The organism is Neolewinella aquimaris, assembly GCF_014197245.1.
Taxonomy (GTDB): domain Bacteria; phylum Bacteroidota; class Bacteroidia; order Chitinophagales; family Saprospiraceae; genus Neolewinella; species Neolewinella aquimaris.
Map to the genome: position 1 here is coordinate 650054 of NZ_JACIFF010000001.1, position 22646 is coordinate 672699.

Annotated in this window: 17 protein-coding genes and 2 tRNA genes; 12 read left to right on the plus strand and 7 right to left on the minus strand. The window is 58.5% G+C overall.

What is annotated here, in order from left to right; genetic code table 11:
- Positions 1-5: 5 nt before the first annotated feature.
- The 3 genes from rimO to GGR28_RS02695 all read left to right on the plus strand — a co-directional run bounded on the left by rimO (position 6) and on the right by GGR28_RS02695 (position 1606).
- The gene (rimO, locus tag GGR28_RS02685; RefSeq protein WP_183494171.1) at positions 6-1319 is read left to right on the plus strand and encodes a 30S ribosomal protein S12 methylthiotransferase RimO; all 1314 of its coding nucleotides are present in this window, start codon (positions 6-8) and stop codon (positions 1317-1319) included.
- Between the two features lie 41 nt (positions 1320-1360).
- A tRNA-Leu gene (locus GGR28_RS02690) sits at positions 1361-1442 on the plus strand.
- 80 nt (positions 1443-1522) lie between these two features.
- Positions 1523-1606, plus strand: a tRNA-Leu gene (locus tag GGR28_RS02695).
- A 53-nt stretch (positions 1607-1659) separates the two neighbouring features.
- Here the strand turns inward: GGR28_RS02695 and GGR28_RS02700 are convergent.
- Together GGR28_RS02700 and GGR28_RS02705 are read right to left on the minus strand one after the other, a co-directional pair.
- Positions 1660-2679 (minus strand): hypothetical protein, encoded by a 1020-nt coding sequence (locus GGR28_RS02700; protein WP_183494172.1) that lies wholly within the window; start codon positions 2677-2679, stop codon positions 1660-1662.
- A 48-nt stretch (positions 2680-2727) separates the two neighbouring features.
- A complete protein-coding gene (locus GGR28_RS02705) occupies positions 2728-3282 on the minus strand; it encodes a YqgE/AlgH family protein (protein ID WP_183494173.1) in 555 nt (184 codons plus the stop codon).
- A 151-nt stretch (positions 3283-3433) separates the two neighbouring features.
- On the opposite strand from GGR28_RS02705, the gene GGR28_RS02710 reads away from it, so the two are divergent.
- From GGR28_RS02710 to GGR28_RS02720, 3 genes are all read left to right on the plus strand, one after another.
- Positions 3434-4585: a cytochrome c biogenesis protein gene (locus tag GGR28_RS02710; protein WP_183494174.1), complete on the plus strand. Its 1152-nt coding sequence runs from the start codon at positions 3434-3436 to the stop codon at positions 4583-4585.
- A 10-nt stretch (positions 4586-4595) separates the two neighbouring features.
- Positions 4596-6155 carry a S8 family serine peptidase gene (locus GGR28_RS02715; RefSeq protein WP_183494175.1) on the plus strand — a complete coding sequence of 520 codons (1560 nt, stop codon included), beginning with the start codon at positions 4596-4598 and terminating at the stop codon, positions 6153-6155.
- Between the two features lie 147 nt (positions 6156-6302).
- Positions 6303-7199 carry an OmpA/MotB family protein gene (locus GGR28_RS02720; protein WP_183494176.1) on the plus strand — a complete coding sequence of 299 codons (897 nt, stop codon included), beginning with the start codon at positions 6303-6305 and terminating at the stop codon, positions 7197-7199.
- Positions 7200-7246: 47 nt separating this feature from the next.
- Here the strand turns inward: GGR28_RS02720 and tilS are convergent, their stop codons facing one another.
- Together tilS and GGR28_RS02730 are read right to left on the minus strand one after the other, a co-directional pair.
- Complete coding sequence (gene tilS / locus GGR28_RS02725) at positions 7247-8581, minus strand: tRNA lysidine(34) synthetase TilS (RefSeq protein WP_183494177.1); 1335 nt, start codon at positions 8579-8581, stop codon at positions 7247-7249.
- A complete protein-coding gene (locus GGR28_RS02730; RefSeq protein WP_183494178.1) occupies positions 8578-9051 on the minus strand; it encodes a 23S rRNA (pseudouridine(1915)-N(3))-methyltransferase RlmH in 474 nt (157 codons plus the stop codon). The genes tilS and GGR28_RS02730 overlap by 4 nt, the downstream gene beginning before the upstream one ends.
- Before the next feature lie 309 nt (positions 9052-9360).
- Between GGR28_RS02730 and prmA the strand changes: the two genes are divergently transcribed.
- Together prmA and GGR28_RS02740 are read left to right on the plus strand one after the other, a co-directional pair.
- Positions 9361-10245: a 50S ribosomal protein L11 methyltransferase gene (gene prmA, locus GGR28_RS02735; protein WP_183494179.1), complete on the plus strand. Its 885-nt coding sequence runs from the start codon at positions 9361-9363 to the stop codon at positions 10243-10245.
- Positions 10246-10256: 11 nt separating this feature from the next.
- Entirely contained in the window at positions 10257-14957 is a 4701-nt protein-coding gene (locus tag GGR28_RS02740) for a hypothetical protein (RefSeq protein ID WP_183494180.1), read from the plus strand.
- Here GGR28_RS02740 and GGR28_RS02745 read toward each other — a convergent pair.
- Positions 14954-15880 (minus strand): DUF58 domain-containing protein, encoded by a 927-nt coding sequence (locus tag GGR28_RS02745; protein WP_183494181.1) that lies wholly within the window; start codon positions 15878-15880, stop codon positions 14954-14956. The two genes, GGR28_RS02740 and GGR28_RS02745, sit on opposite strands and share 4 nt — an antisense overlap.
- A 76-nt stretch (positions 15881-15956) precedes the next feature.
- Here GGR28_RS02745 and GGR28_RS02750 point away from each other — a divergent pair, with 76 nt between their 5' ends.
- Positions 15957-16421 carry a sporulation protein gene (locus GGR28_RS02750; protein WP_183494182.1) on the plus strand — a complete coding sequence of 155 codons (465 nt, stop codon included), beginning with the start codon at positions 15957-15959 and terminating at the stop codon, positions 16419-16421.
- A 61-nt stretch (positions 16422-16482) separates the two neighbouring features.
- Here GGR28_RS02750 and GGR28_RS02755 read toward each other — a convergent pair whose 3' ends face one another.
- Positions 16483-17370: a dienelactone hydrolase family protein gene (locus GGR28_RS02755; RefSeq protein ID WP_183494183.1), complete on the minus strand. Its 888-nt coding sequence runs from the start codon at positions 17368-17370 to the stop codon at positions 16483-16485.
- Positions 17371-17646: 276 nt separating this feature from the next.
- On the opposite strand from GGR28_RS02755, the gene GGR28_RS02760 reads away from it, so the two are divergent.
- From GGR28_RS02760 to GGR28_RS02770, 3 genes are read left to right on the plus strand one after another with little or no spacing between them, the layout of a single operon-like run.
- Positions 17647-18699, plus strand: a complete 1053-nt coding sequence (locus GGR28_RS02760; protein ID WP_183494184.1) for a pyridoxal-phosphate dependent enzyme — start codon at positions 17647-17649, stop codon at positions 18697-18699.
- An 8-nt stretch (positions 18700-18707) separates the two neighbouring features.
- A complete protein-coding gene (locus GGR28_RS02765; protein WP_183494185.1) occupies positions 18708-19799 on the plus strand; it encodes a DUF1611 domain-containing protein in 1092 nt (363 codons plus the stop codon).
- On the plus strand, positions 19780-20826 hold the full coding sequence (locus GGR28_RS02770; RefSeq protein WP_183494186.1) for a mandelate racemase/muconate lactonizing enzyme family protein: 1047 nt from the start codon (positions 19780-19782) through the stop codon (positions 20824-20826). The genes GGR28_RS02765 and GGR28_RS02770 overlap by 20 nt, the downstream gene beginning before the upstream one ends.
- Before the next feature lie 4 nt (positions 20827-20830).
- Here GGR28_RS02770 and GGR28_RS02775 read toward each other — a convergent pair whose 3' ends face one another.
- Complete coding sequence (locus tag GGR28_RS02775; protein WP_183494187.1) at positions 20831-22516, minus strand: RluA family pseudouridine synthase; 1686 nt, start codon at positions 22514-22516, stop codon at positions 20831-20833.
- Positions 22517-22646 lie beyond the last annotated feature (130 nt).

A 22646-nucleotide genomic window follows, 5' to 3' on the forward strand; every position in this document is an offset into this window, starting at 1 on the left:
AGTGCATGAAAACCAAAACACTGAGGCCGGACAAGGTCAACGTCGTCACCCTGGGCTGTTCGAAGAATCTAGTCGATTCGGAGAACATCATGACCCAACTGAAGGCCAACGACTACGACGTCAAACACGACAGCAACGAGGCGGCCAATATCGTCATCGTCAACACCTGCGGCTTCATCGACCTGGCTAAGGAGGAAAGCATCAATACCATTCTCGATTACGCCGACCGGAAGACCCGCGGCGAGATCGACCGGCTCTACGTCACCGGCTGCCTTTCGCAGCGCTACAAGGATAACCTGGAACAGGCCATTCCGGAGGTCGACGACTACTTCGGTACCATGGAGTTGCCCGGATTGCTCAGTCGCCTGGAAGCCGATTACCAGCACGATCTGATCGGGGAGCGCTTCATCACCACCCCCGAGCACTACGCTTACCTTAAGATCAGTGAAGGTTGTAACCGTACCTGCTCCTTCTGCGCTATTCCGCTGATGCGGGGAGATCACGTTAGCCGGCCCATCGAGGAGCTGGTCCGCCAGGCAGAGCACTTCGCGCGCACCGGGGTAAAGGAACTGATGCTGATCGCCCAGGAACTCACCTACTACGGTCTCGACCTCTACAAGCGCCGCATGCTGCCTACGCTACTCGAGGCGCTGGCCGCCGTAGACGGCATCGAGTGGATCCGTTTGCACTACGCATACCCCTCCAAGTTTCCCCGGGAAATCTTCGAGGTGATGGCCGCCCAGCCGAAGGTGTGCAACTACCTGGACATTCCCCTGCAGCACGGGTCCGATGCCGTCCTGCAACGGATGCGCCGTCAGGTCACCCGCCGGGATACTACCGAACTCATTCGCTACGCCCGTGAGGCCGTTCCCGGCATCGCCATTCGTACCACCTTCCTGGTCGGCTACCCCGGCGAGACGGAAGCCGAGTTTGAGGAGATGTGCGACTTCGTGCGGGAGATGCGTTTCGAGCGACTCGGAGTGTTTCAGTATTCCCACGAGGAAGATACCCGCGCCTACGAAGTGGAGGACGACGTACCCGCGGAGGTAAAGGCGCGGCGCGCCAGCCAACTGATGGAGATCCAGCAGGAGATCAGTTACGAACTGAATCAGGCGAGGGTAGGGGAGATCACCCGCGTGCTGATCGACCGCAAGGATGGGGAAAATTACGTCGGCCGTACCCAGTACGACAGCCCCGACGTAGACAACGAAGTGCACATCGATGCCGGCACCGCTTACCTGCGCACCGGCGATATGGTTACGGCGCGCATCGTTTCGGCGACCGAGTATGATTTAATCGCCGAACTGGTTGCGGGCTAATATTCGGTGACCTACTTTTGCCTCCGCTTGAATGAGTACCGGCCGCTATGGCGGAATTGGTAGACGCGCTGGATTCAAAATCCAGTTCCTCCGGGAGTGTGGGTTCGATTCCCACTGGCGGTACTTTTTACGGACCGGCAAAAAAGTTTGTCGCCCTAGTTGTAAATTCTTCCCGGCCGTATATCTTTGCGGCCCCGTTACTCGCCGGAGTGATGAAACTGGTAGACATGCACGTTTCAGAGGCGTGTGCTTTTACGAGCGTGGGGGTTCGACTCCCCCCTCCGGCACAGAACTTCCTAAGTTCTTTCTGGCCTCGATCCTTCACCGGATCGGGGCTTTTTTATTGGGGCCGACGCTCCTCGCCGTTGACGCGCATCACAAAGGCATCTTCGGTGTAGCGGGACCGAATGTCGGCCAACGCCCGATTCAGTTCCGCATCCTCCCGGTAGGTGATCCGTACGCCCACGCGGGTGTTTCTGCCCTCCTTGTCGGTATAGGGCGTATAGCCCGCTTCCCGGAGACGGCCCGTCTGTTTGTCGACATTGCGTTGCCGACCGTATAGTCCGATGGCGATGATGGCCTCATTCATTACGGGCGCGGCGGGCGGCGGGGTCGCAGGAGCAATTTTCGTAGGGGATTCATTGTGTTTCGGTGGGGCTTGCGGACGGATCTGATTGGCGTCGACGGTCGGTGGGGGCACCGCCGGGATGGTAGGTCCCGGAGAAACGTTCAGCCTTTCCGCGGGAATATCCCGACTGACTTGGGCATCCGATCCGCCAACCAGTGTACCGAAGAGTCCGGCGATCCGAAACAGCAGGAAAATTGCCAGGACCAGTCCGACCAGGCCGGTGGTGTACCAGATGATGCGTCGGGTGCGGTCGGAAAGCTCGGTACCGGCGGTCTTGGACCGGCGGGGCAAGCGGGGCGTCCGGCGTTTGCGTTCGTTTGCCGGTCGCTTTTCCTTCCGTAGGATCGGCTTCAGAGCGACTGCCGGTAGCCCAAAACTGTCCTTGCTGAAGTTTTCGGCCATCGGTGAAAATCGTATTTCACCGTCGGACAGCCTGTATAGTCTACCGATGCCTTCCAGCACGACCGTGCCGCCCGCTTCGAGCTTGTGGCGGGTAGACTCAAGGAAGGCCTTCAGGTCCGGCAGGTGGGGTACTTCCCGTTCGAGCCTGCCGTCGTCGACGACCAGATTTGCGTTGAAGTCGACCCGGGCCGAGGGGGGCTTGGCCTTCCCTTCGATCAAACTTACCAGGGCGGGTTGGCCCACCACCAGCAGGGTCCCAATGCCCGGTAGGCATACCCTTCCCTCTTCGATGAGGATGGATCTGAGCGCGGTAAGTACGTCTCCGTTCATGGAGCAAAAGTAGTGATTAAGCCAGTACCCGCCCGGGACCGAACTGCCCTAGTTGTAGCTGGGCTCCTCGCGCATTGAGGCGATTACCGAGAAGGTATCGCCCTTGTTCTCCATAACCTGCGACCACAGTTTCTCCGGGTCACTCTTGAATAAGTAATTCGGATCCATGCGGGCAGTGACCCAGCTCCCTCCTTCCAGTTCCTCCTGCAGCTGGCTGTCCGACCACCCGCTGTACCCGACGAAAAAGCGAATGTCGTAGGGCGTGATCAACTTCTGGTCGATCAGGAAGCGCAGCTTTTCGTAGTTGCCGCCCCAGAATATGCCTTCCATGACCTCGTCGCTTCCCTCCAGCAGATCCCCCTTGCGGTGGAGGTAGTGTACGGTGTCGGTGCCGACCGGACCGCCGAAGTACACCGGCGCATCGAACTCCGGGAATTCCTTTGCCAGGGCGTCGACGCGCATATTGACCCGCCGGTTCATGATGAAGCCGAGGCTACCCTCGGGGTTGTGCTCTACGACCAGGACGGTGCTGCGTTTGAAGTTCGGATCGAGCATAAAGGGTTCGGCGAGGAGAATCGTACCGTTCTTGATCTGTGCGGACATGGGAGGCGGGTTGGTATCGCTAATTTAACGATCAGTCGGCGGACTTGGTTTGTTAAGCAAAATTTACCGTTCGTATCACGCAACTGTCTGTTTTTGGGCTGCTGTCCCGACAATTACCTTCCGGGCTCAGCGGCCTGCGTAACTTTGTCCCATGGAAAAACTTATGCGGCAGCACTGGTGGAAACTCCTTGCGGTGCTGATCCTGGTTTACGCGCTCGTTGCCGGCCTCCTCGTCCCCCTAAAACCCAATCTGCTTTCGGTAACCCCGAATGCGGCGACTCCCGGATCGATCCAGTCGTTCGACCTGCTCGGCTACAATACCCGCTTTCAGGAGGACGGCGGTAGCAGTCGCGCTTGGTTGAACTACGGCGAGGGCTACGCCATCGAGGCTACCGAGGTGAAGGTCACGGACGACCGACGCGCGACCGCCACCTTTGTCGTGCCGGATTACCTGCCCACCACCGAGACGGGCAGCAAGAAGCTCTCGCTCATCGTATCCGGAGCGGCCAATGGTGCCTTTGTAGTGCCGGACGCCGTGATCGTCCGTCAGCAACAACCCCCCGGCGACCTTGCCGCCGTACGGGCGGAGTGGGAGCGTACGGCCATGCAGAAGGGCGACCTGATCGCCAATCCCTCCATGACCTTCCCCTACCGGGGCCTGCTGAGCGAGACCATCCGCAACACCTACTTCCACGTGAGCCTGTGGTTTGCCATGATGTTCCTCTTCATCGCGGCCGTGGTGTACGCCATCCGCTACCTGGTCATCAAGTCGCGGCGGGGTACGCATACGTTGGATACCACGGTGGGGTTAACCGATCTGAGTCCCCTGGAGCGGACCGATCAGTGGTCGGTCGTATTCACCGGCGTGGGAATGCTGTTTGGTATTCTGGGCCTACTCACCGGGGCGGTGTGGGCAAAATACACTTGGGGCAGCTACTGGAACTGGGACATCAAGCAGTTCACTACCCTCATCGCACTGCTGATCTACGCCGGCTACTTCGTGTTGCGAGCAGCCTTTCCCGATCCGGAGCAACGCGCAAGGCTGGGTGCCGTGTACAATATTTTCGCCTTCGCCTGTCTGATCCCGCTGATCTACATCCTGCCCCGCCTGAGCGCGACCAGCCTGCATCCGGGGGCGGAAGGCAATCCGGCAATGGGCGGTGAAGACCTCGACAGCACCATGCGCATGGTATTTTATCCCACCATCATCGGCTGGACCCTCTTCGGCGGCTGGATGGCGGGAGTGGCCTACCGCGCGCGCATCGTCGGCGAAAAACTGCTGCGGCGGCAAGAATCGTTGTAGCATGAGGAGTGTGCCCCTAATCAGTCTGCTGCTGCTCTTTGCCCTCCAGCTCTCCGGGCAGCGCATCGAAACGGAACTGATCTGCGAATGGGTGCCGTCCAACCAGCAACCGGCGGGGCGGGGGAAACTGTACTCCGGCAAGCGAATGCTGGCGAAGGGCGTCTACCTGCTGGTTTTTGCCGACTCCATTGCCACCGCCCAAGCCTTTGATCGCCTGCGTGCCGATCCGGCAGTACGTAACGTCCAGTACAATTGGCAGGTCAGTCCACGCAGCCTGCCGGACGACCCCCTGTACGTTCAGCAATCCAACCTGGCGCGCGCCGGCTTCGAGGAAGCCTGGGAGGTGACCGTTGGCGGATCCTCCCCGAATGGTGTTCCCATCGTGACCGCCGTCCTCGACGGAGGGTTTGATGTCGGTCACGAGGACCTCCGCAACAGCCTCTGGAACAACCGAAGTGAGGTGGCCGGAGACGGCATCGACAACGACGGGAACGGATTTATCGACGACGTCCACGGGTGGAATTTTGTCGCGAATGCCGGAGAGTACGGCTCCGATACTCACGGCACCCAGGTTGCCGGCCTCATCGGGGCGGAGGGCGACAACGGAATCGGTGTAGCGGGCACAAACTGGAGGAGCGAACTCATGCTTTTCTCCATCACGACGGTTGCGGATATAGTGGCGGCGTACGAATATGTGATCAGTCAAAAATCATTGCACCTGCGCACCGCCGGCCAGATGGGCGCCAATGTGGTAGTCACGAACGCAAGTTTCGGCATTGAAGGAGCGACGTGTGCGGACTTTCCGGTGTGGGGCGGGATGTACGATAAGCTCGGTGCGGTCGGCGTACTTACGGCGGCCAGCGCAGTCAATGCCGCCCGTGATGTAGATCTGGCGGGAGACATGCCGACCGACTGCCCCAGCGAATATCTGATTGGCGTGACCAACCTCGATCAAGACGACCGCCTGTTTTCATCCGCAGGATTTGGCAGCGAGCACGTAGACCTCGGCGCGCCGGGAGAGGGCAGCTACACGACGCGTCCCAACAATCGATACGGGAACTTCGGAAGTACGAGTGCGGCCGCACCCTACGTTACGGGGGCCGTCGCCCTGCTGTACGCAACTCCCTGTGCGTCCTTTCAGAACTTGGTTGCAACCGACCCTTCCGCGGCCGCGCTGGCAATCCGGCAGGCCATTCTCGCTTCGGTCGACGCAAATCCGTCCCTGCAGTTCAGGTCCAGCAGTGGCGGTGCCCTCAACGTCGCTGCCGCACAACAATTCTTGCTCACCCGCTGCGTGGAGGAAAACCCGACGGAGCTGATTCTGCAGAGTGTGTACCCAAATCCGAGCAGCGGCCGGGTCAACCTGATCACCAATTATCCCGTCCCGGACGGGGCACAACTGGAGGTGATCGAGATCCTCGGGAAAGAAGTGGGCCTGTCCCCCATGATGCGTTCCGCCCTGTTTCCCGCCTCCCTCGAAGTCGATTTATCGGACTGGCCGGCGGGCTGGTACCTACTACGGCTAAGGGACGGAGACCGTACGGCTACGGCTACACTTCTTCGGCAATAGCCGCTTTTGCGAGATATATTTACGGCCTGAAAATAAAATAGCAATATTTGTAGTCCGATTCGCTGCGACGAACATGATTAGCCAGCCATTGTTTTATGGCCTACTTCCGGTAACGCACCGGCGGTTTAAATCTCTCAACCTTATACTATGCAAAAGATTACCCTTCTCCTTCTCGTTCTTGCCGTTGGACTCTCGTCCTGCGTAAGCAAGAAAAAGTACGAATCCCTACAGACCGATCTTGCCTCCCGCGATTCACTCCTCTCCCAACGCGACCAGGAGCTTAACCGCTACGCGCAGCAACTGGCCGAGTGCGAACGCCGCGAGACCCAGATCAAGAACCAGTACGACAACGCCCAGGCCCAGGCCCAGATTCGCCAGGAGCAAATCGAAGACCTGCGTAAGCAACGCGACGCCCAGATCGAGCAGGTCGGCGACCTAACCGTCCTCAGCCAGGGAGCCAACCAGAACATCGGCAAGACGCTGGAGCAACTGGAAGGTAAGGACCGCTACATCCGCCTGCTGCAGGCCGCCAAGTCCAAGGCCGACTCCATCAACCTCGCCCTCGCCGTAAACCTGAAGAGCGTACTGCGTGAAGGCATCGAGGATGCAGACGTGGACATCAAGGTCGACAAAACCGTCGTTTACATTAACCTGTCGGACAAGATGCTCTACAAGAGCGGCAGCTACCAGATCACGGAGCGTGCCGGTGAGGTGCTCGAAAAGATCGCCCAGATTGCCAAGAGCCGCCCCAACCTTGACCTCATGGTCGAAGGCTACACCGATAACGTCCCCATCAACAGCGCCTGTGTCAAGGACAACTGGGACCTTTCCGTCCTCCGTTCCACTGCCGTTGTTAAGGCCCTTCAGAACAAGTACGACATCGATCCCAATCGCCTGATCGCCGCCGGTCGTGGTGAGTACAACCAGCTGGTAGCCAACGACACGCCGGAAAACCGGTCGACCAACCGTCGTACCCGCATCATTCTGCTTCCCCGCCTGAACCAGTTCTACGATCTCCTCGATCCCAAGCAGGTTCCGGAATAGGCACTAAGGTCTAAGCTTTCTACTACCATTTGCAGAACCCCGGAATGCTACGGCAATTCGGGGTTCTCTTTTTTCAGCCGGACCCTAAGCACCCTTTCATCCCCTTCCCTGACCGCAAAGGGAGCGGCAATCCGGTGACCGACGACCGCCATAATGGCCCCGTCGGCAGCGCAGAGCACACGAAGGTCATCGCGTTCCCACACCGGTACCTTAGCGTCGATCAGCACGTCTTTCAACTTCTTGCTACCCGTCATGCCGTAGGGCTGAAAGCGATCGCCACTACGGCGGGGACGCAGGAGCAGCGGCAATTCGGTAAGCCGGCAGTACTGGTCGCGACCCGTAAGTTTACCCGGTCGGGAAACGATGCTCAGCTCGATCGTACCCTGTGGGGTGGCAATACCAACTGGCAATTCGCTAATTGTAACTTCTTGAGAATTAGCTACGGAAGGAATGGATTCAAAAGCTATCGCCGAAGGTGTTACCCTCGCCCGATGAGCAGCTCCCGAAATGATTCGCGACCCAGTCACGGTGAGCATCTGACGGTAGTCCTCCTCCGTAAAGTGCATACCCGCAGTATGGTACCTGAGCAGGGTGGTGACGTCTGCCTGGTTTAAGTGATTCGCCGACTGACGGTCGAACACTAGCGTATTTTCCACCTGACGTAAATATGATGTTCCGGCTGCCTCCAGACCGATTCTATAGAATCGCTCTGCGGAGCGCAAGTTTGACAGGGTATCGCCGAGGCTGCTCTCCGTTAGACCTAATTCCAACAATAGCGGTGACAGCCGATGCCGGACACGGTTTCTGAGGTAGTCGTCCGTAGGATTGCTCGTATCCTCCCGCCACTCCACGGAATGTTCCCGGGCGTATTGCTCTATTTCACTGCGAGTGGATCCAAGAAAGGGCCGGACGAGGGGAAAGGCTGTTTGTTCCGGCATTCCCTTGATTCCGCTGATGCCGGTACCCCGAATAAGATTAATGAGAAGTGTCTCCAGCGAATCCTCCAGGTGGTGGGCGGTAACGAGTAAGTCACAAGAGTACTCATCCAATATTTTCTCAAAATAACTATACCGTAAGTCCCGTGCCACCAACTGCGTATTGCCCGAATGTTCAGCCATATCGTACGAACGCACCGCAAGAGCCACGCTCAAGCGATCCGCCAGCCGCCGGACTACTTGCTCATCCAGCACCGAAGCCTCACCGCGTAGGTTGTAATTGCAGTGCGCGATAACGATCTTGAACCCTTCACGGTGCAATAGGTGGGCGAGGGTAGTGCTGTCCATACCGCCACTCACGGCAACGAGGAGCTTTTCGTCACCCTTCAGTAGCCGCTCTTTCTCAACAAAGCGGCGAAACGTCCGAAGTAGATCATCCCCCTTCATACGTTGTGGTACTTTTCGTTGCGCAGGATGGTCATGGCACGGTACAGTTGTTCCGTAAAGAACAACCGTACCATTTGGTGGCTGAAGGTCATCTTGCTGAGGCTGAGCTTCGCGTCGGCTCGCTGGTACACCGACGGGGCAAATCCGTAAGCTCCGCCCACCAGAAAGACCAACCGCCGGGCGGGCCGCTGCAACTCCTTCTCCATGTACGTAGCAAACTCCACGCTGCTCAGCAGCTCCCCCGCCTCATCGAGCAGGACGAGGCGATCTTCCGGAGCAATGCGTGACTCGATCAGTTCCGCCTCCTTCACAAGCAGCTGATCCGCCGAAAGCTTACCGGCCTTGCGCACATCCGCAATCTCCTCAAACGAGATCGGCAAATAGTGCGACAGCCGTTTCTGGTAAATGGCCTCGCCGCTGCGTAGGTACGCCTCATTGGTCTTCCCGATGTACATCACCACTACTTTCATATCGACAAAGCTACTACCGAGAGGGAGAGCTCGTCGGCCCTCGTCGGCCGCGCCCTTTGTTGCGCAGCAACCAAAACGTCTCGGACCAGAGGCCGCTTGACCAAAGATCTGCGAAAAAATCTGCGCGTTCTGCGTAATCCGCGGTTCAAAACGTCTCGGACCAACAGCCACCCGACCTGAACCACCCCAACGACCTCAACTTCATCCGTGCACGAATCTGTGAAAATCCGCGCAATCCGTGGTGCCCCCCATGTTGCGCAGCAACCAAAACATCTCGGACCAGAAGCCACCCGACCTAAGAAACCCACAATGCACTTCACCGTATTACCTTGCACCTGCGCACCCGCCCAAACGCTTATGACCTACAACCGCTACCGCATCACTTGCCAAGAACAAGTCAGCGACGTCCTGCTGGCCTACCTGGCCGATGCGGGCTTCGATTCCTTTGAGGTGACGGAAGTGGGACTGGATGCCTACGCAGATGCGAGCAACCACCCCCAGTGGATTGAAGTATTGAATGAATTGGACGGCCGCTTTGCGTTCACCTATACCTGGGAAGAATTGCCGGACAAAAACTGGAACGAGGTGTGGGAGAGCGGATTTCAGCCCATCCAAATCGGCGACCGCTTGTTGATCCGGGCAAGCTTCCACCCCCCACGGCAGGGCATGCAGCACGAACTGGTGATCGACCCTAAAATGGCCTTCGGGACCGGTCACCACGCGACCACCCATATGATGTGCGAGCGCGTACTGGACTACTTTGCCGAGGAGCCGGTAAAGGCGGAAAACGTGCTGGACTTCGGCTGCGGCACCGGGGTGCTCGCCATCCTGACAAAGCGACTCGGGGCGGGTAGGGTAGCGGCGGTGGATATCGAACGGCCCGCCTACGATAGTACCCTGGAGAATGCCGCGACCAATGGCGTGGAACTGGATGAAGTGATACACGGCCAGCTGGAAGATGTACCCATCGGCAAGCCCTACGACCTTGTACTGGCAAACATCAACCGCAACGTACTATTGGATTGTAGCGCGGCGTTGTACCAACGCATTAGTGCGGGTGGTACGGTGTACATGAGCGGCATCCTGGACAGGGACGAAACCCGATTGGTGGACCATATGGTCCGGCAGGGGTTCAGGCACCGGGCCACCTACGCGCGAGAAGACTGGCGGGCCTTTGACTTCACCCGCGATTGAACAACACATTTATGCGCTTACTCCTTTCGCTTCTTTTGCTCGTCGGAGCAACGACCGTGGCCACCGCACAACTCGCGGAATTGGCACCCGGAACCGCGCTGCCCGAGTTCGAACCCGAACTGGAAATCTTCATGACCGCCACCCGGAACACCCGGGCAAAGGAAGCCTACGCCAATTTTGTCGGCGTACTCTACGGAGGGGGATTCTCACCCGAACAGCAGGCGCGCATCGTGAACAGCATCATCGGCCTCGCGAGCCTTAAGATTCAGAGCGACCAGGGAATGGCCAACTACCTGGACATTCAGAAATTTCTGCAGGGGAAGGAGAAGGAACGCGCCTTACTTTTCAAAGAATTTCACGATATGCTGGGACAGACGCTTGCCCAGCCGGAAGTATCCGTAGCCGCGCTGAATGCTACCCTGGCCAACGCACTGGTCTACCTGAACTCCGCCCGACTCGACCGAAAATCGGGACCGAACGGCTGGATCGTTGCCGGCGGCAAGCCCCATTTCACCTTCGAAGATCATCCCGTATTGCGCATCGATACCGTGCAACGACTCATGGGTGTGACGACGGGCGACAGCATCACCATTCAGGAGACGCAGCTGTTCGTTAACCTCGGACAGGGCACCGTGACCGGGAAGGGGGGGCGTACCGACTGGCGCCGTGTGGGACTGTCCAGTGACGTTTTCGTCCGCCTGGTCGACTACCACTTCGACACCGACCGGGAATTGCTGACGTCCGACTCCGCTCAGTTTCAGTATCCCGCCTACTTCGGAGACCGTATTCTGTACGGTCAGTTCAGGGACCGGCTGCAGTCGGGGGGCGCCCGGCCGGGTGGCGACGTACCCGCCTTCGTAAGTACCCAAGGCTACATCAATGTCGATAACGTCGGAGAAGGGATGAGCCTAAGCGGTAATTTCGAGTTGCGGGCAAGTAAAGTGTACGTGCTCAGCGACGAGGGGCAACGCGCCGTGGTATCGCTTCAGGTGGTTGACGGGGAGGACAACCGCAAGGTGAGGGGACTGAGTACCCAATTCACACTAGAGCCCGGAAAGCGCATTACCGCCCAGAAGGTGGATCTATCGGTATTTTTCGGCCAGGATAGCCTCTATCATCCCAGCGTGAGTATCGATGTCGATGTTCCCGAGCGCCGGGTGGAATTGATCCGGACCAAATCCAGCTCCGATCAACTGCCCTTTTTTCATAGCGGAAATGGATTTAACATCAATGCCGATAACATCAGCGTGTACCTGAATCAGGACAGCGCCGTAGTCGGCCGCAGGACGGTAAGTTTCCAGGAAAAGGGCGACGTGATCTTTGAAAGTGAGAATTTCTTCAGTGAACGAGATTACAATCAAATTCGGGCGCTGTCGGGCTTCAATCCGCTGGAAGTGATCTATCGCTACCAGTCCTCCCTCTACGGGAACACCGATACGATTGGCATCAACAGCCTGGCTACTGAATTCAGGTCCGACCTTACGGGAAAGGACATCGAGTCGGTCATCTTCGACCTACAGGACCGCGGCTTTCTGAGCTACGATGCAGAAACAGGCAAAATTGCCCTCAAACCCAAGCTGGCCCACTTCGTCCTCTCGCAGCGTAAGGCCAAGGATTACGACCGCCTGCGCTTAGTGAGCAGCAGCCCGGTGGAAAACGCCTTTATCGACCTGAAGGGCGGAACGATCCGCGTGGATGGGGTGCAGCCAATCTCACTTAACAACCGCAAGCAGATTGCAATCAAGCCCTACGCCGGCCAGGTTTCGATCGTGGGGGACCGCAACCTCGACTTCGGGGGGCAGGTATACGCCGGTGCCGCCATCCTGTCGGGAAAAGACTTTCACTTCAAGTACGATCCGTACTACATTCAGTTCGACTCGGTTAACTACATCGACCTGTTCCTGCCGGAAGGCGGAGAGGTAAAGGAGGGGGCAAGGAAGTTGTCCACCGCCAGCCGCATTGAAAACGTCAGCGGGTACCTGCTCATCGACGCTCCGAAGAACAAGAGCGGATCGGAAGACATCGGCTACTTTCCCTCCCTGCAGACCCGGGGTCCGAGCTACATTTACTACGATCGGGCCGACACGAATTCCCTTTACTCCCGCGATAGCTTTTACTTCGAACTGGCGCCCTTCAGCATGAATAACCTGGACAGCCTCACGGAGCTGAATCTGGAACTGAAGGGAGAGTTGGTCAGTGGAGGCATATTCCCCCGTATGGAGCAGACCCTCAGCGTGCAGGACGACGGCAGCCTCGGCTTCGTCGGTGAGACCGATAGTCAGGGAGCGGCGGCCTACGGCGACCGGGGAACCTATACCGGACAGGTCACCCTGAATAACACGGGACTGGCCGGCAGCGGCACCTTTAAGTACCTGGAGGCCGAAATTCAGAGCGACGACATCCGGTTCGGCGTCGACAGCACGACGGCTACCACGGAATCTTTCTCGCTTGCCCGCTCGGTGACCGAAGAACGCAGCGTACCCCAGGTGGAGGGATCGAGAGTAAACGTTACGTTCCGTCCCTACGGCGATTCCCTGGCGGTGGTTCCTGCGGAGGGAGCCTCTTTCCAATTGTTCGGCAACCCCGACCGGGCATTTAACGGCACCCTGGTGCTTACGCCCGATGCGCTGCGGGGCACCGGCGTATTCGACTGGCCGCAGGCTCGCATTACGAGCGACTACTTCAGCTTCGGCGCCGATCAGAGCATGGCCGATACCGCGACGGTAGCCATCAAAAGCCAACAGAACCGCGACGAGATTGCCCTGGCGACCTCCAACGTAGCTACGGAAGTAGACTTTGCCGCCGGTATCGCGACCTTCCGCAACAACGGTACCGAGCTTGCCACGGAGTTGCCGTACATCCAATTCAGAACGAGCAGCGACCGCTTCGACTGGAATATGGAAAGCGGAAACATCACCTTCGAGACCCAGGCCGGTAAGGACCGGTTCACCAGCATGAATCCGGATCAGGACAGCCTAACCTTCACCGGCAATTCCGCGGTCTACGACAACCTGGCCAGCCAACTCGAGGTGGGAGGAGTGCCCTTTGTGATCAGTGCGGACGCGAAAATATACCCCTCCGACAGCACCATTCTCGTGCAGCCCAATGCCAAAATTGGCCAGCTGACTAACGCCCGCATCGTAGCCGATACCCTTAACCAGTACCACGTCATCAACCGGGCGACGGTCGACATTGCTGGGCGTAAGGAGTACACGGCCTCCGGCTTTTACGAATACAAGGTTGGACCCCACGAGCAGGAGTTTGAGTTGCAGAACATCGTCGGCACCCGGATCGGTAAGGGGCTGCAGTCCGAAAAAGCCACCGCTACCCGCGCAGAGGGTCAGATCGATGAGGATGCCACCTTCTACATCGACGACAAAACCCGCTTTTACGGCACCATCAGTCTGGACGCCGGCAGTGAGGGGCTTGCCTTCGACGGGTTTGCCCGGATCGAGGACGACAAGCTCGCCGCCGCCGAATGGTTCGTGGTTGAGAGCGAGGGCGATAAGACCAATCTCGTCCTCAGCACCAGTTCCGCCAGCGGTCCGGACGGTAAACCCCTCAACACCGGCTTCTACCTCAGCAAACCGGAACGCCACATCTACCCCAGCCTCATACAAACCCTGCACCGCCGGGTCGATCACCCGATTCTGGACGCCAGCGGGGTGTTCACCTACGACGAAGCACAGCAGCAGTTCCTATTCGGCGACAGCAGCCGCGTCAACAACCCAGCCGGGACTGAAGGAAACCTGATGATCTACGACACCCAGTCGGGGCTGATCAGCGGGGACGGCGAGCTCGGAATCGGAGGGCGCCTCAAGTACATCGGCATGCGCAGCTACGGCACCATCGCCATGGAGCTGCCCGAACAGTTCGCGCCGGAGGAAGCACCTGAGTCGGTAGCCCTAGAGGAAAATGAACCCGCCGCCGATTCCACCGCAACGGACGCCCAGCCCGGCACCCTGACCGACAATATGTTCCTGCTCGAAGAAGAGACCAAGGATGCTCCCGCTACCGACGTGACTGAACTCAGCCTCACGGTAGACGCTCCCGAAGCCGAACTGTACCCGGAAACCAACGTGGAACTGATGGCGGCCATCGACCTCATCCTTCCCGAGCGCCTTGTTCAGCTTATGGCGACCGATATCATCTCCGGTGGGTACAGTGCGGAAGCCCTGGGTATCAACGCCCGCATACCCTTCGCCACGGCCGGTATCAAGAGCTTGTTTCCCGCCGGTGCCGACCGCGAGCGGGCCATTGCCGGACTCGCTGCCGATGCCGTCGATCTGCCACCCACGATCAATCGTCACACCTTCCTGTTTTCCGACATGAAGATGCGCTGGAACACCGATTACCAGTCGTTCGTAAGCACGGGAACGCTCCACGGACTGGCTTCGATCGGCGGGCAGGGGGTCAGCAAACGGATCGAAACTTACCTGGAGGTGAAGATGACCACCGGCGGCGATGACCGGTTGTACCTGTTCATCAAGTCGCCCAGTGAAACCTACTACTTCTTTGGGTTTAAGGACGGCATCCTGAACGTCGCAAGCAACAACAACAGCTTCATGAATGCCTTTCGTGAACTGAAGCCAAAGGACGTGGTGCTGGAGATGGAGGACGGTCAGACCTACGAGATCGTTGAAGTTACGCCCGGAACGGCCCAGACTTTCCTGCGGCGGGCCCAGGCGGCCTTTGCCGAAACGGCGGACTAGCGCATCCGTGCCCGCTTTACGAGGTACTGCTGGAGTACGGTGCGGAATCCGCCCTTGATGTCCGCCAGCACGTAGTCGACCTTGTACTGCAAGCACTTCAGGCGCAGTCGCTCCTGGTAGGCGGCGACCTGCTCGACGTAATATTCCTTCACCTGCTGGGGTTGCAGCTTCACCCGTTCGCCGCTCTCCATGTCGATGAACTCGTAGGGCCGATTCTCGAATTCGAAGTCGATCTCCCGCTGCTTATCGATGGTGTGGAAGAGGACGACCTCGTGCTTCGCGTGCTTGAGGTGCTGGAGGGCGGCGAAGAGGTCCTCCTCCCGTTCCGTATCGTCAAACATATCGCTGAAGATCACGACTAGCGACCTGCGGTGAATGCTATCGGCAATCTGGTGCAGGGCCTGGGCGGCCGCGGTCTTTACGTCGTGAGTTGGGTAATCTAATTGTTGCTGCAGGTGGGTGAGCATCAGCCGGTAGTGGGTGGTGCTCGACTTCGGACGGGTGTGCAGATCCACGCCTTCGTTGAAGAAGGTAAGGCCGAATGCATCGCGCTGTTTCATCAGCAGGTTCATCAGGCTGGCCGCCGCCAGGGCGCTGAATCGAATCTTGTTGACGTGATCCTCGGACCGTCCGGTTACTTCCGGAAAGTACATGCTCGAGCTGGTGTCGACGACGATCTGGCAGCGCAGGTTGGTTTCCTCCTCGTACCGTTTGGTGTACATCTTATCGGTGCGCGCAAAGACCTTCCAGTCGATGTTGCGGGTCGGCTCCCCCTGGTTGTAGATGCGGTGTTCGGCGAATTCTACGCTGAAGCCGTGGAAGGGGCTTTTGTGGAGGCCGATGATGAAGCCCTCCACCACCTGGCGGGCGAGCAATTCGAGGTTGCCGAGGTTGCGTACCTGGTCGTTGGTAATGAGCTGCATGGAATAACTTAAGGCCGCGTTGGGCGTTCGTCGAATAGAACGAAAGGTAAACCTTTCAACGTACTAACTTCGGATCATGTTAGGAAAAGTAAAACAGTGGCTGGGGATCGAGGGCGTCAAATTGGAGCTGATCCTGCCCGATGATTTTCACCCCCGCCAGGGCAGTCTGGCCGGCACCATTCGCCTCACGAGCAAGAACGCCCAGCGGGTATCGGCCATCAAGGTGGTCATGGTGGAAAAGTACTCACGGGGAAAGGACGACAGTCAGCTCGTAGACGAGTACGAACTCGGGCGCCACATCATCACCGATCTCATCGAGGTACCCGCCGGCGGAATCCCGGTAGAAGTCACCTTCCGAATCTCCTTCACCCCCGTAGATTCTCCGATCGACGAGTTCGCCAGTAAGAACGTCCTCTACGGCGGCCTGGCCTGGGCGGCCAAAAAGCTGAGGGGCGTCCAGTCGGAATACCGGATCGAGGCGGAAGCACAGGTGCAGGGCGTAGGCCTTAACCCCTTTGACAAACAGGTACTTACCCCCTAACTGCTCACGGCTCCGTTGGGCGGCGGCGCGCGGGTGCAATGATCTTTCCCTCTAATGCAAATTACGCGAGATGACGCGTAAAGAACTCGATGGTGCGGGACCAAGCCAATTGGGCCGCGGCTTCATCGTAGCGGGGAGTAGTATCGTTGTGAAAGCCGTGCTGCACGCCGGCGTACACGTGCGCCGAATGTTCCTTGTCGTTTTCGATCAACGCCCGGGCGTAATCGGGCCATCCGGCATTTACGCGCTCGTCTAGGCCTCCGAAGTGTAATTGCAGGGGGGCAGTGATACGGGGTACTTCCTCCGCCGACGGCTGCTCTCCGTAGAAGGGCACGGCAGCCGCAAGTTCCGGCACCCGTACCGCCATATTGTTAGCAACCGACCCCCCGAAGCAGAAGCCCACGACGCCCACTTTTCCGTTCACGCCAGACAAGCCCCTGAGGTGAGCGTAGCCGGCAATGAAGTCTTCCAGCATCTCCGCGCCGTCGCGCTGCCGTTGCAGCGCGCGTCCGTCGTCGTCGTTGCCCGGATAGCCGCCCAGGGGAGTGAGGGCGTCCGGTGCAAGTGCCGTGAAGCCGGCGAGGGCGGCCCGGCGGGCCACGTCTTCGATGTGAGGATTGAGTCCGCGGTTTTCGTGGACGACGAGCACCCCGCCGGTTGGTCCCTCCGCATCGGCCGGCCGGGCAAGCAGCGCCCTGATCTCGCCTCCACCGTCGGGTGAATTATAGGTCACGTACTCCGTGGTGATGCGCGGATCGTCGGGTTGTACCTGTAGCGCGGTAGCGTATTTCGGTTGTAAGTAGTCCAGGATGCCCTTGACGGTAAGCCCGCCCACCGCAAAAACGCCGAGGCGCTCGATGAAATCCCGCCGCTCGATCTGGCTGTGCACGTAGCGGTCGAAGAGACGGTAGATTTCCGGATTTAACTCAGCCTTATTAATCTTACTCATATTGGGTATTTTGGTGTCGGTTTGGTTGGCATTCCCCGAAAGTGACGGAAATTATCCACCTACTGCTCCCGTAAGATATGCAAAAACCTCATTCCGCTACTTTCCGGAAACCCCTGCTTTTCAGTAATTTCATGGGACCTGCGACCCCGCCAAAAGGGGCGAAAGTATGGAAGGTGAACCTAAGATACGGGGTGGGGTAGGTCTACCGTAAGAAACGAATTTTGGGGGCCGCAAACGTTTTTTCATCGACCGGGTTGTACAGTAAGAATTCACCACATGACGCTGAGAGATGCCGTTAGATCGGCGAGTAACACCGTGTCGCGGGAAGCCCGGGAGGAGGCCTGCATCAGCAGCGACCCTACGGAAGATCGACGACGAAGAGCACAATCCTTCGCGCGGGTAATCGACTCCGAGGTGGGCGGTACCTGGATGCGGCGTTCCCGTGGCCTAGAGCGTGATTTCGAGCGCGGCGGGATCTACCTGAAGTTCGAGGGGGATAACCCCACAGGTACCCAGAAGGACCGTATTGCCTTCGCCCACGTGCTGGACGCAATCGAGCGGGGCTTTCACACCATCGCCTACGCCACCTGCGGCAATTACGGCGTGGCCGTGGCCCTGGCCGCAAAACTGGCCGGACTGCGGTGCGAGATCTTCGTCCCGGCCGGCTACCACACCAAACGACTAAAGGAAATGGAGGACCTCGGCGGGCGACTCCACCGGCCGGAGGGAACCTACGAAGATGTCGTCGCCCACAGCAGTAGGGTAGCTAAGCGGAATGGCTGGTACGATGCGAATCCGGGCAAGCAAAACTCCACCCTACAGTTGCGCGCGTACGCTCACATCGCTCAGGAAATATTCGAAGACCTGCGTCGGGTTCCGGACGTGGTGGCCGTACCCGTATCCAATGGCACCCTGCTGGCCGGCATCCATCAGGGCTTCGCTGAGCTGCTGGCCCGGGGCACGATCGACAAGCTCCCCCGCATGATCGCGGCTTCATCCACCCACAAGAATCCCATCGTCTCGTCGTTTCTCGCGGGCAGCCGGACGTGTCAGGACCTGCGTCCCGAACAGATCAGGGAAACTACCATCAACGAGCCGTTGATCAACTGGCACAGTTTCGACGGTCAGGAAGCCCTCGATGCGATCTTTGCGAGTGGGGGAACGGCGCGGCACATCTCGGATGAGAAAATGCGTAAAATGTCGGCCTACCTGAGCAGTAAGGAGGCGCTGCAGGTGCTTCCCGCCTCTACGGCCGGGCTGATTGCCCTGCTGGAATTGTCCGATCCCACGAACGAACTTAGCGTTGCCGTACTGACGGCCAAAAGATAGAACAGTACATGAGCATTACCCCCCTTGATGGCAAGGCCATCGTTTACGCCCAGGGCGCCTTCAATACCCCTAACGGAAAGACGGCCCACGGGCTGGCCCGCTTCACCCGCCGCTACGCCGTACTCGGTATCATCGACGACAACTATCGGGGGCAGGACAGCGGTCAGGTACTGGACGGAAAACCCAACGGCATCCCCGTGTTTGGCAGTTTGCGCGAGGCCCTGGACCAGCTTTCCGAACGACCGGACTACTTCGTGATCGGGCTGGCTCCGGACGGAGGGCGACTTCCCGCGGCCGGACGCTCCGCCGTCGCCGAAGCGATCGCAAACGGCCTGCACATTGACAGTGGCCTGCACGACTTTATTTCCAACGATTCAACCTTGGCGGACGCAGCGCGGGAGCAAGGCGTTACGATCCGCGATGTGCGCAAAACACCCGATCGCGATAAGCTCCACTTCTTCACCGGTGACATCGAGGAGGTAGACTGCCTAAAGCTGGCGGTACTGGGAACGGACAGCGCCATCGGCAAACGAACGACGGCCTGGCTGATCGTTCACGGACTGGAGAAAGCCGGCTACGGGGCACAAATGATCGGTACCGGTCAGACCGGCTGGATGCAGGGCGCGAAGTACTCCATGATCATGGACAGCTGCATCAACGACTTTGTCTCCGGCGAAATCGAGCACGCGGTGGTAAGTGCCTACCGCAACGAGCAGCCGGACGTGATTGTGATCGAGGGACAGGGATCCCTGATGAATCCCGCCTATCCGGGAGGATTCGAGATTCTGGCCGCCGGTCGACCCGATTTCGTGATCCTGCAGCATGCGCCGACCCGGCAGGAGTACGACGGTTTTCCCGGTTACCGCCTTCATTCCTTGCCCGAACAGATTCAGGCGATCCGGGTCGTTTCCGGGCGGGAGGTGCTGGCCGTAACCCTGAATCACGAAGGCCTGAAGCCGGAAGAAATCGCGGATGCGTGTAAAAAGGTGACGGAGGACACGGGATTGCCCTGTTATGATGTCCTGGCGAATGGTAGTGAGGAACTGGTACGATTGATCGCCGGCAAGCTACCTTCGCCGGATGCGCATTACCCACGTTGATTACCAACGGTACGACCTAGAGCTGACCGAACCCTATACCATTGCCTACCAGACCATTGGGTCGGCGACGAACTTCGTGTTGATCCTGGCGACAGATCGGGGACTGATCGGCTACGGCTGCGCGGCTCCCGACCTGGTCGTCACCGATGAGTTAGCGGCGGACGTAGAACGCGCCATTACCGACATCATCGCGCCGGCATTGATCGGACAAAAACCCTACCACTTTGCCCGACTTCTGGAAGAGTTGCGATTGGTGTTGAAGAGTTCCGCCCTGGCCATGGTGGATGCCGCCCTCTACGACTTGGTCGCCAAACAGGCCGATGTGCCGCTCTATCAGTTTCTGGGGGGCTACCGGTCGTCCATCGCTACGAGCATTACCATCGGTATTCTGTCTCAGGAAGAAACCATGGTGCGGGCGCGGGAGTACGTCGATCGGGGCTTTGGCATCCTGAAGGTGAAGGGGGGACTGGACTACCGCGAAGACATTGCCCGCCTACGCCAAATCCGGAAGGCCTTTCCTAAGGTAACCCTGCGCTTCGACGGCAATCAGGGGTACTCCCTCGAGCAGGCCCTGAGCTTCATCAGTGCCGCCCAACCGATCGGGATCGAAATTCTCGAGCAGCCAACGAGCATCAACGAAGAGGCCGTGATGGGCACCCTTACGCGGGATTCCCCCATCGCCCTAATGGCCGACGAGAGCCTAAAAACACTGGCCGACGCCTTCCGGCTTTCCCAGCACGAGCTGACGGACATGATCAACATCAAAATTCAGAAGGTCGGAGGTATCTGGCCGGCCCTCCACATCAATTCGGTCGCCAAGTCGGCTGCCAACGACGTGATGGTAGGATGCCTGGATGAATGCAGCTTGGGCATTGCCGGCGGCCTACACTTCGCGCTGAGTAGGCCCAACATCGCATTTGCGGACCTGGATGGTCACCTTGATTTTCGGGACGATCCCTTTGGTCATCTCTTCACCCTGGAGGGCGGGATCCTGCGGCCCAACGGAAAGCCCGGACTGGGACATTGATCGATTACGTAAACCGTTCCGTGACTTCGAACGAGAGCGTTTCCTTGGTCGTGGGATGCACGAATTGGATTGCTTCCGCGTGGAGGTGTAGTCGGTCGTCGGCCTGCCCGTACAGGTCGTCACCGACGATCGGACAATTCAGTCCACCGGGGTGGGCGGCGTGGACCCTTAGTTGATGCGTTCTGCCGGTAACGGGCCACATGTGGACCAGCGTTCGCCCCTCCCGGCGTTCGATGACTTCCCACTCGCTACGGGCATTTTTTCCGTGATCGGCGCACACGATCTGGCGGGGCCGGTCGGTCAGGTCGCCCCGTAGCGGCAGGTCGATCGTTCCCCGGTCGCCCGCTACTTCACCAGCCAGGAGAGCTGCGTAGCGCTTTTTGACCGTACGGCGGAAAAACTGCCGTTGGAGTAGTTTGTGGGCCTCCTTTGTTTTAGTGACCAGCATGAGTCCACTGGTCGACATGTCCAGCCGGTGTACGATGAGCGGCCCGGTCGCCATAGGATACATCTTTTTAATCCTGAGCCAGACGGAATCTTCGATGTGCTTGCCGGGGACGGATAGGAATTCAGAGGGTTTGTTGACAACCAGCAGCAGATCGTCCTCGTAGAGGATCGAGAGTTTTTTACCCACCGCGGGATTTTCGAGGAGGGGATTGGGGTCCACGTCCAGGCCCTGCAGCATATGTGTCAGGATGGGCTCGCACTTGCCCCGGCAGGCGGGATAAAAGTGGCCGTGCTTGCGGATTTCCGAAGCGGGCGACTGTCCCCACCAGAACTCCGCCATGGTTACGGGCTCCAATCCGTGCAGGTAAGCAAACTGCAGCAATTTGGGGGCTGCACATTCACCGGCACCCGCGGGTGGGGTCAGAAATACCGTCTGTGCGAAAATGGAGGCAAGGTCCCGCAGTTCCAGATCGGCATTCAGAAACGTATAGCGTTCGAAGATGCGCCGTTGCAGGGAAGCGGACATCTCGCTACGTCGATCGCGCAGTGTAACAAGCTCATGCGTATACTCATCCAGCTTTTTCTTTTTTAGTTCAACCTGATGTTCGACTGCTCGCTTTAGGTCCTTAAGTCCGTAACTCAGTCGAATACTTTCTTGGGATAGCGTGAATTCCAGCGCCGCCTGTGCTTCTGAAGTCTGTGATACCGCGGCCTCGCGCAGGCTCCGGCGGTTTTCCTTCGCACGTTTGATGTTACGGCGTTCCTGCTGCAAGCTGTTGGCGGCAGTATCTACCGCTGCGGCATATTCTCGCTTGGCTTCAGCGTATGCAGGGCACGTTTCAAGTACCGCAATTGCGTCCGATACCCGGTTAATTTCTGCTTCTCCCCGCTTGTAGAAACCTTCCGAGTCGAGGAGATCGAAGACGGGCGGTACGAATCCCGGCAGGTCATTGGAATCGGCAAGTTTGCCGGAGTAGGCCGCTAGGTAGTAAAGGTCTCCTTCGCGGTCGCGCACCACCAACACCCCAAACATTTTGCCACAGCCACCCATGTCCGAACTCGTTAATCCAAAATCATGCTCCCAGTTGCGCTCACCGTCGCTTAGGTGCCGTTGCAGATCGGCGGCGGCTAGGAGTGCTAACGCGTGAGGCCGGTAATGGAAGGGAAAATTAAAGCGGGGTGGGGGAGCGGGCAGTTGCTCAGTAGCGGGCAACGGATGCAGGAGGGTATCGAATGTCGGCATGAGCGCGCAAATATAAGGGTTGGCGCAAGGCTAGTCGACAGTCGTTTGTAAACGCATAAAATCGAGTATATGCATCTAACAAACGACTGTTCATCCTCCGCTGCCGGTACTTGTGATCCAGACTGATTCG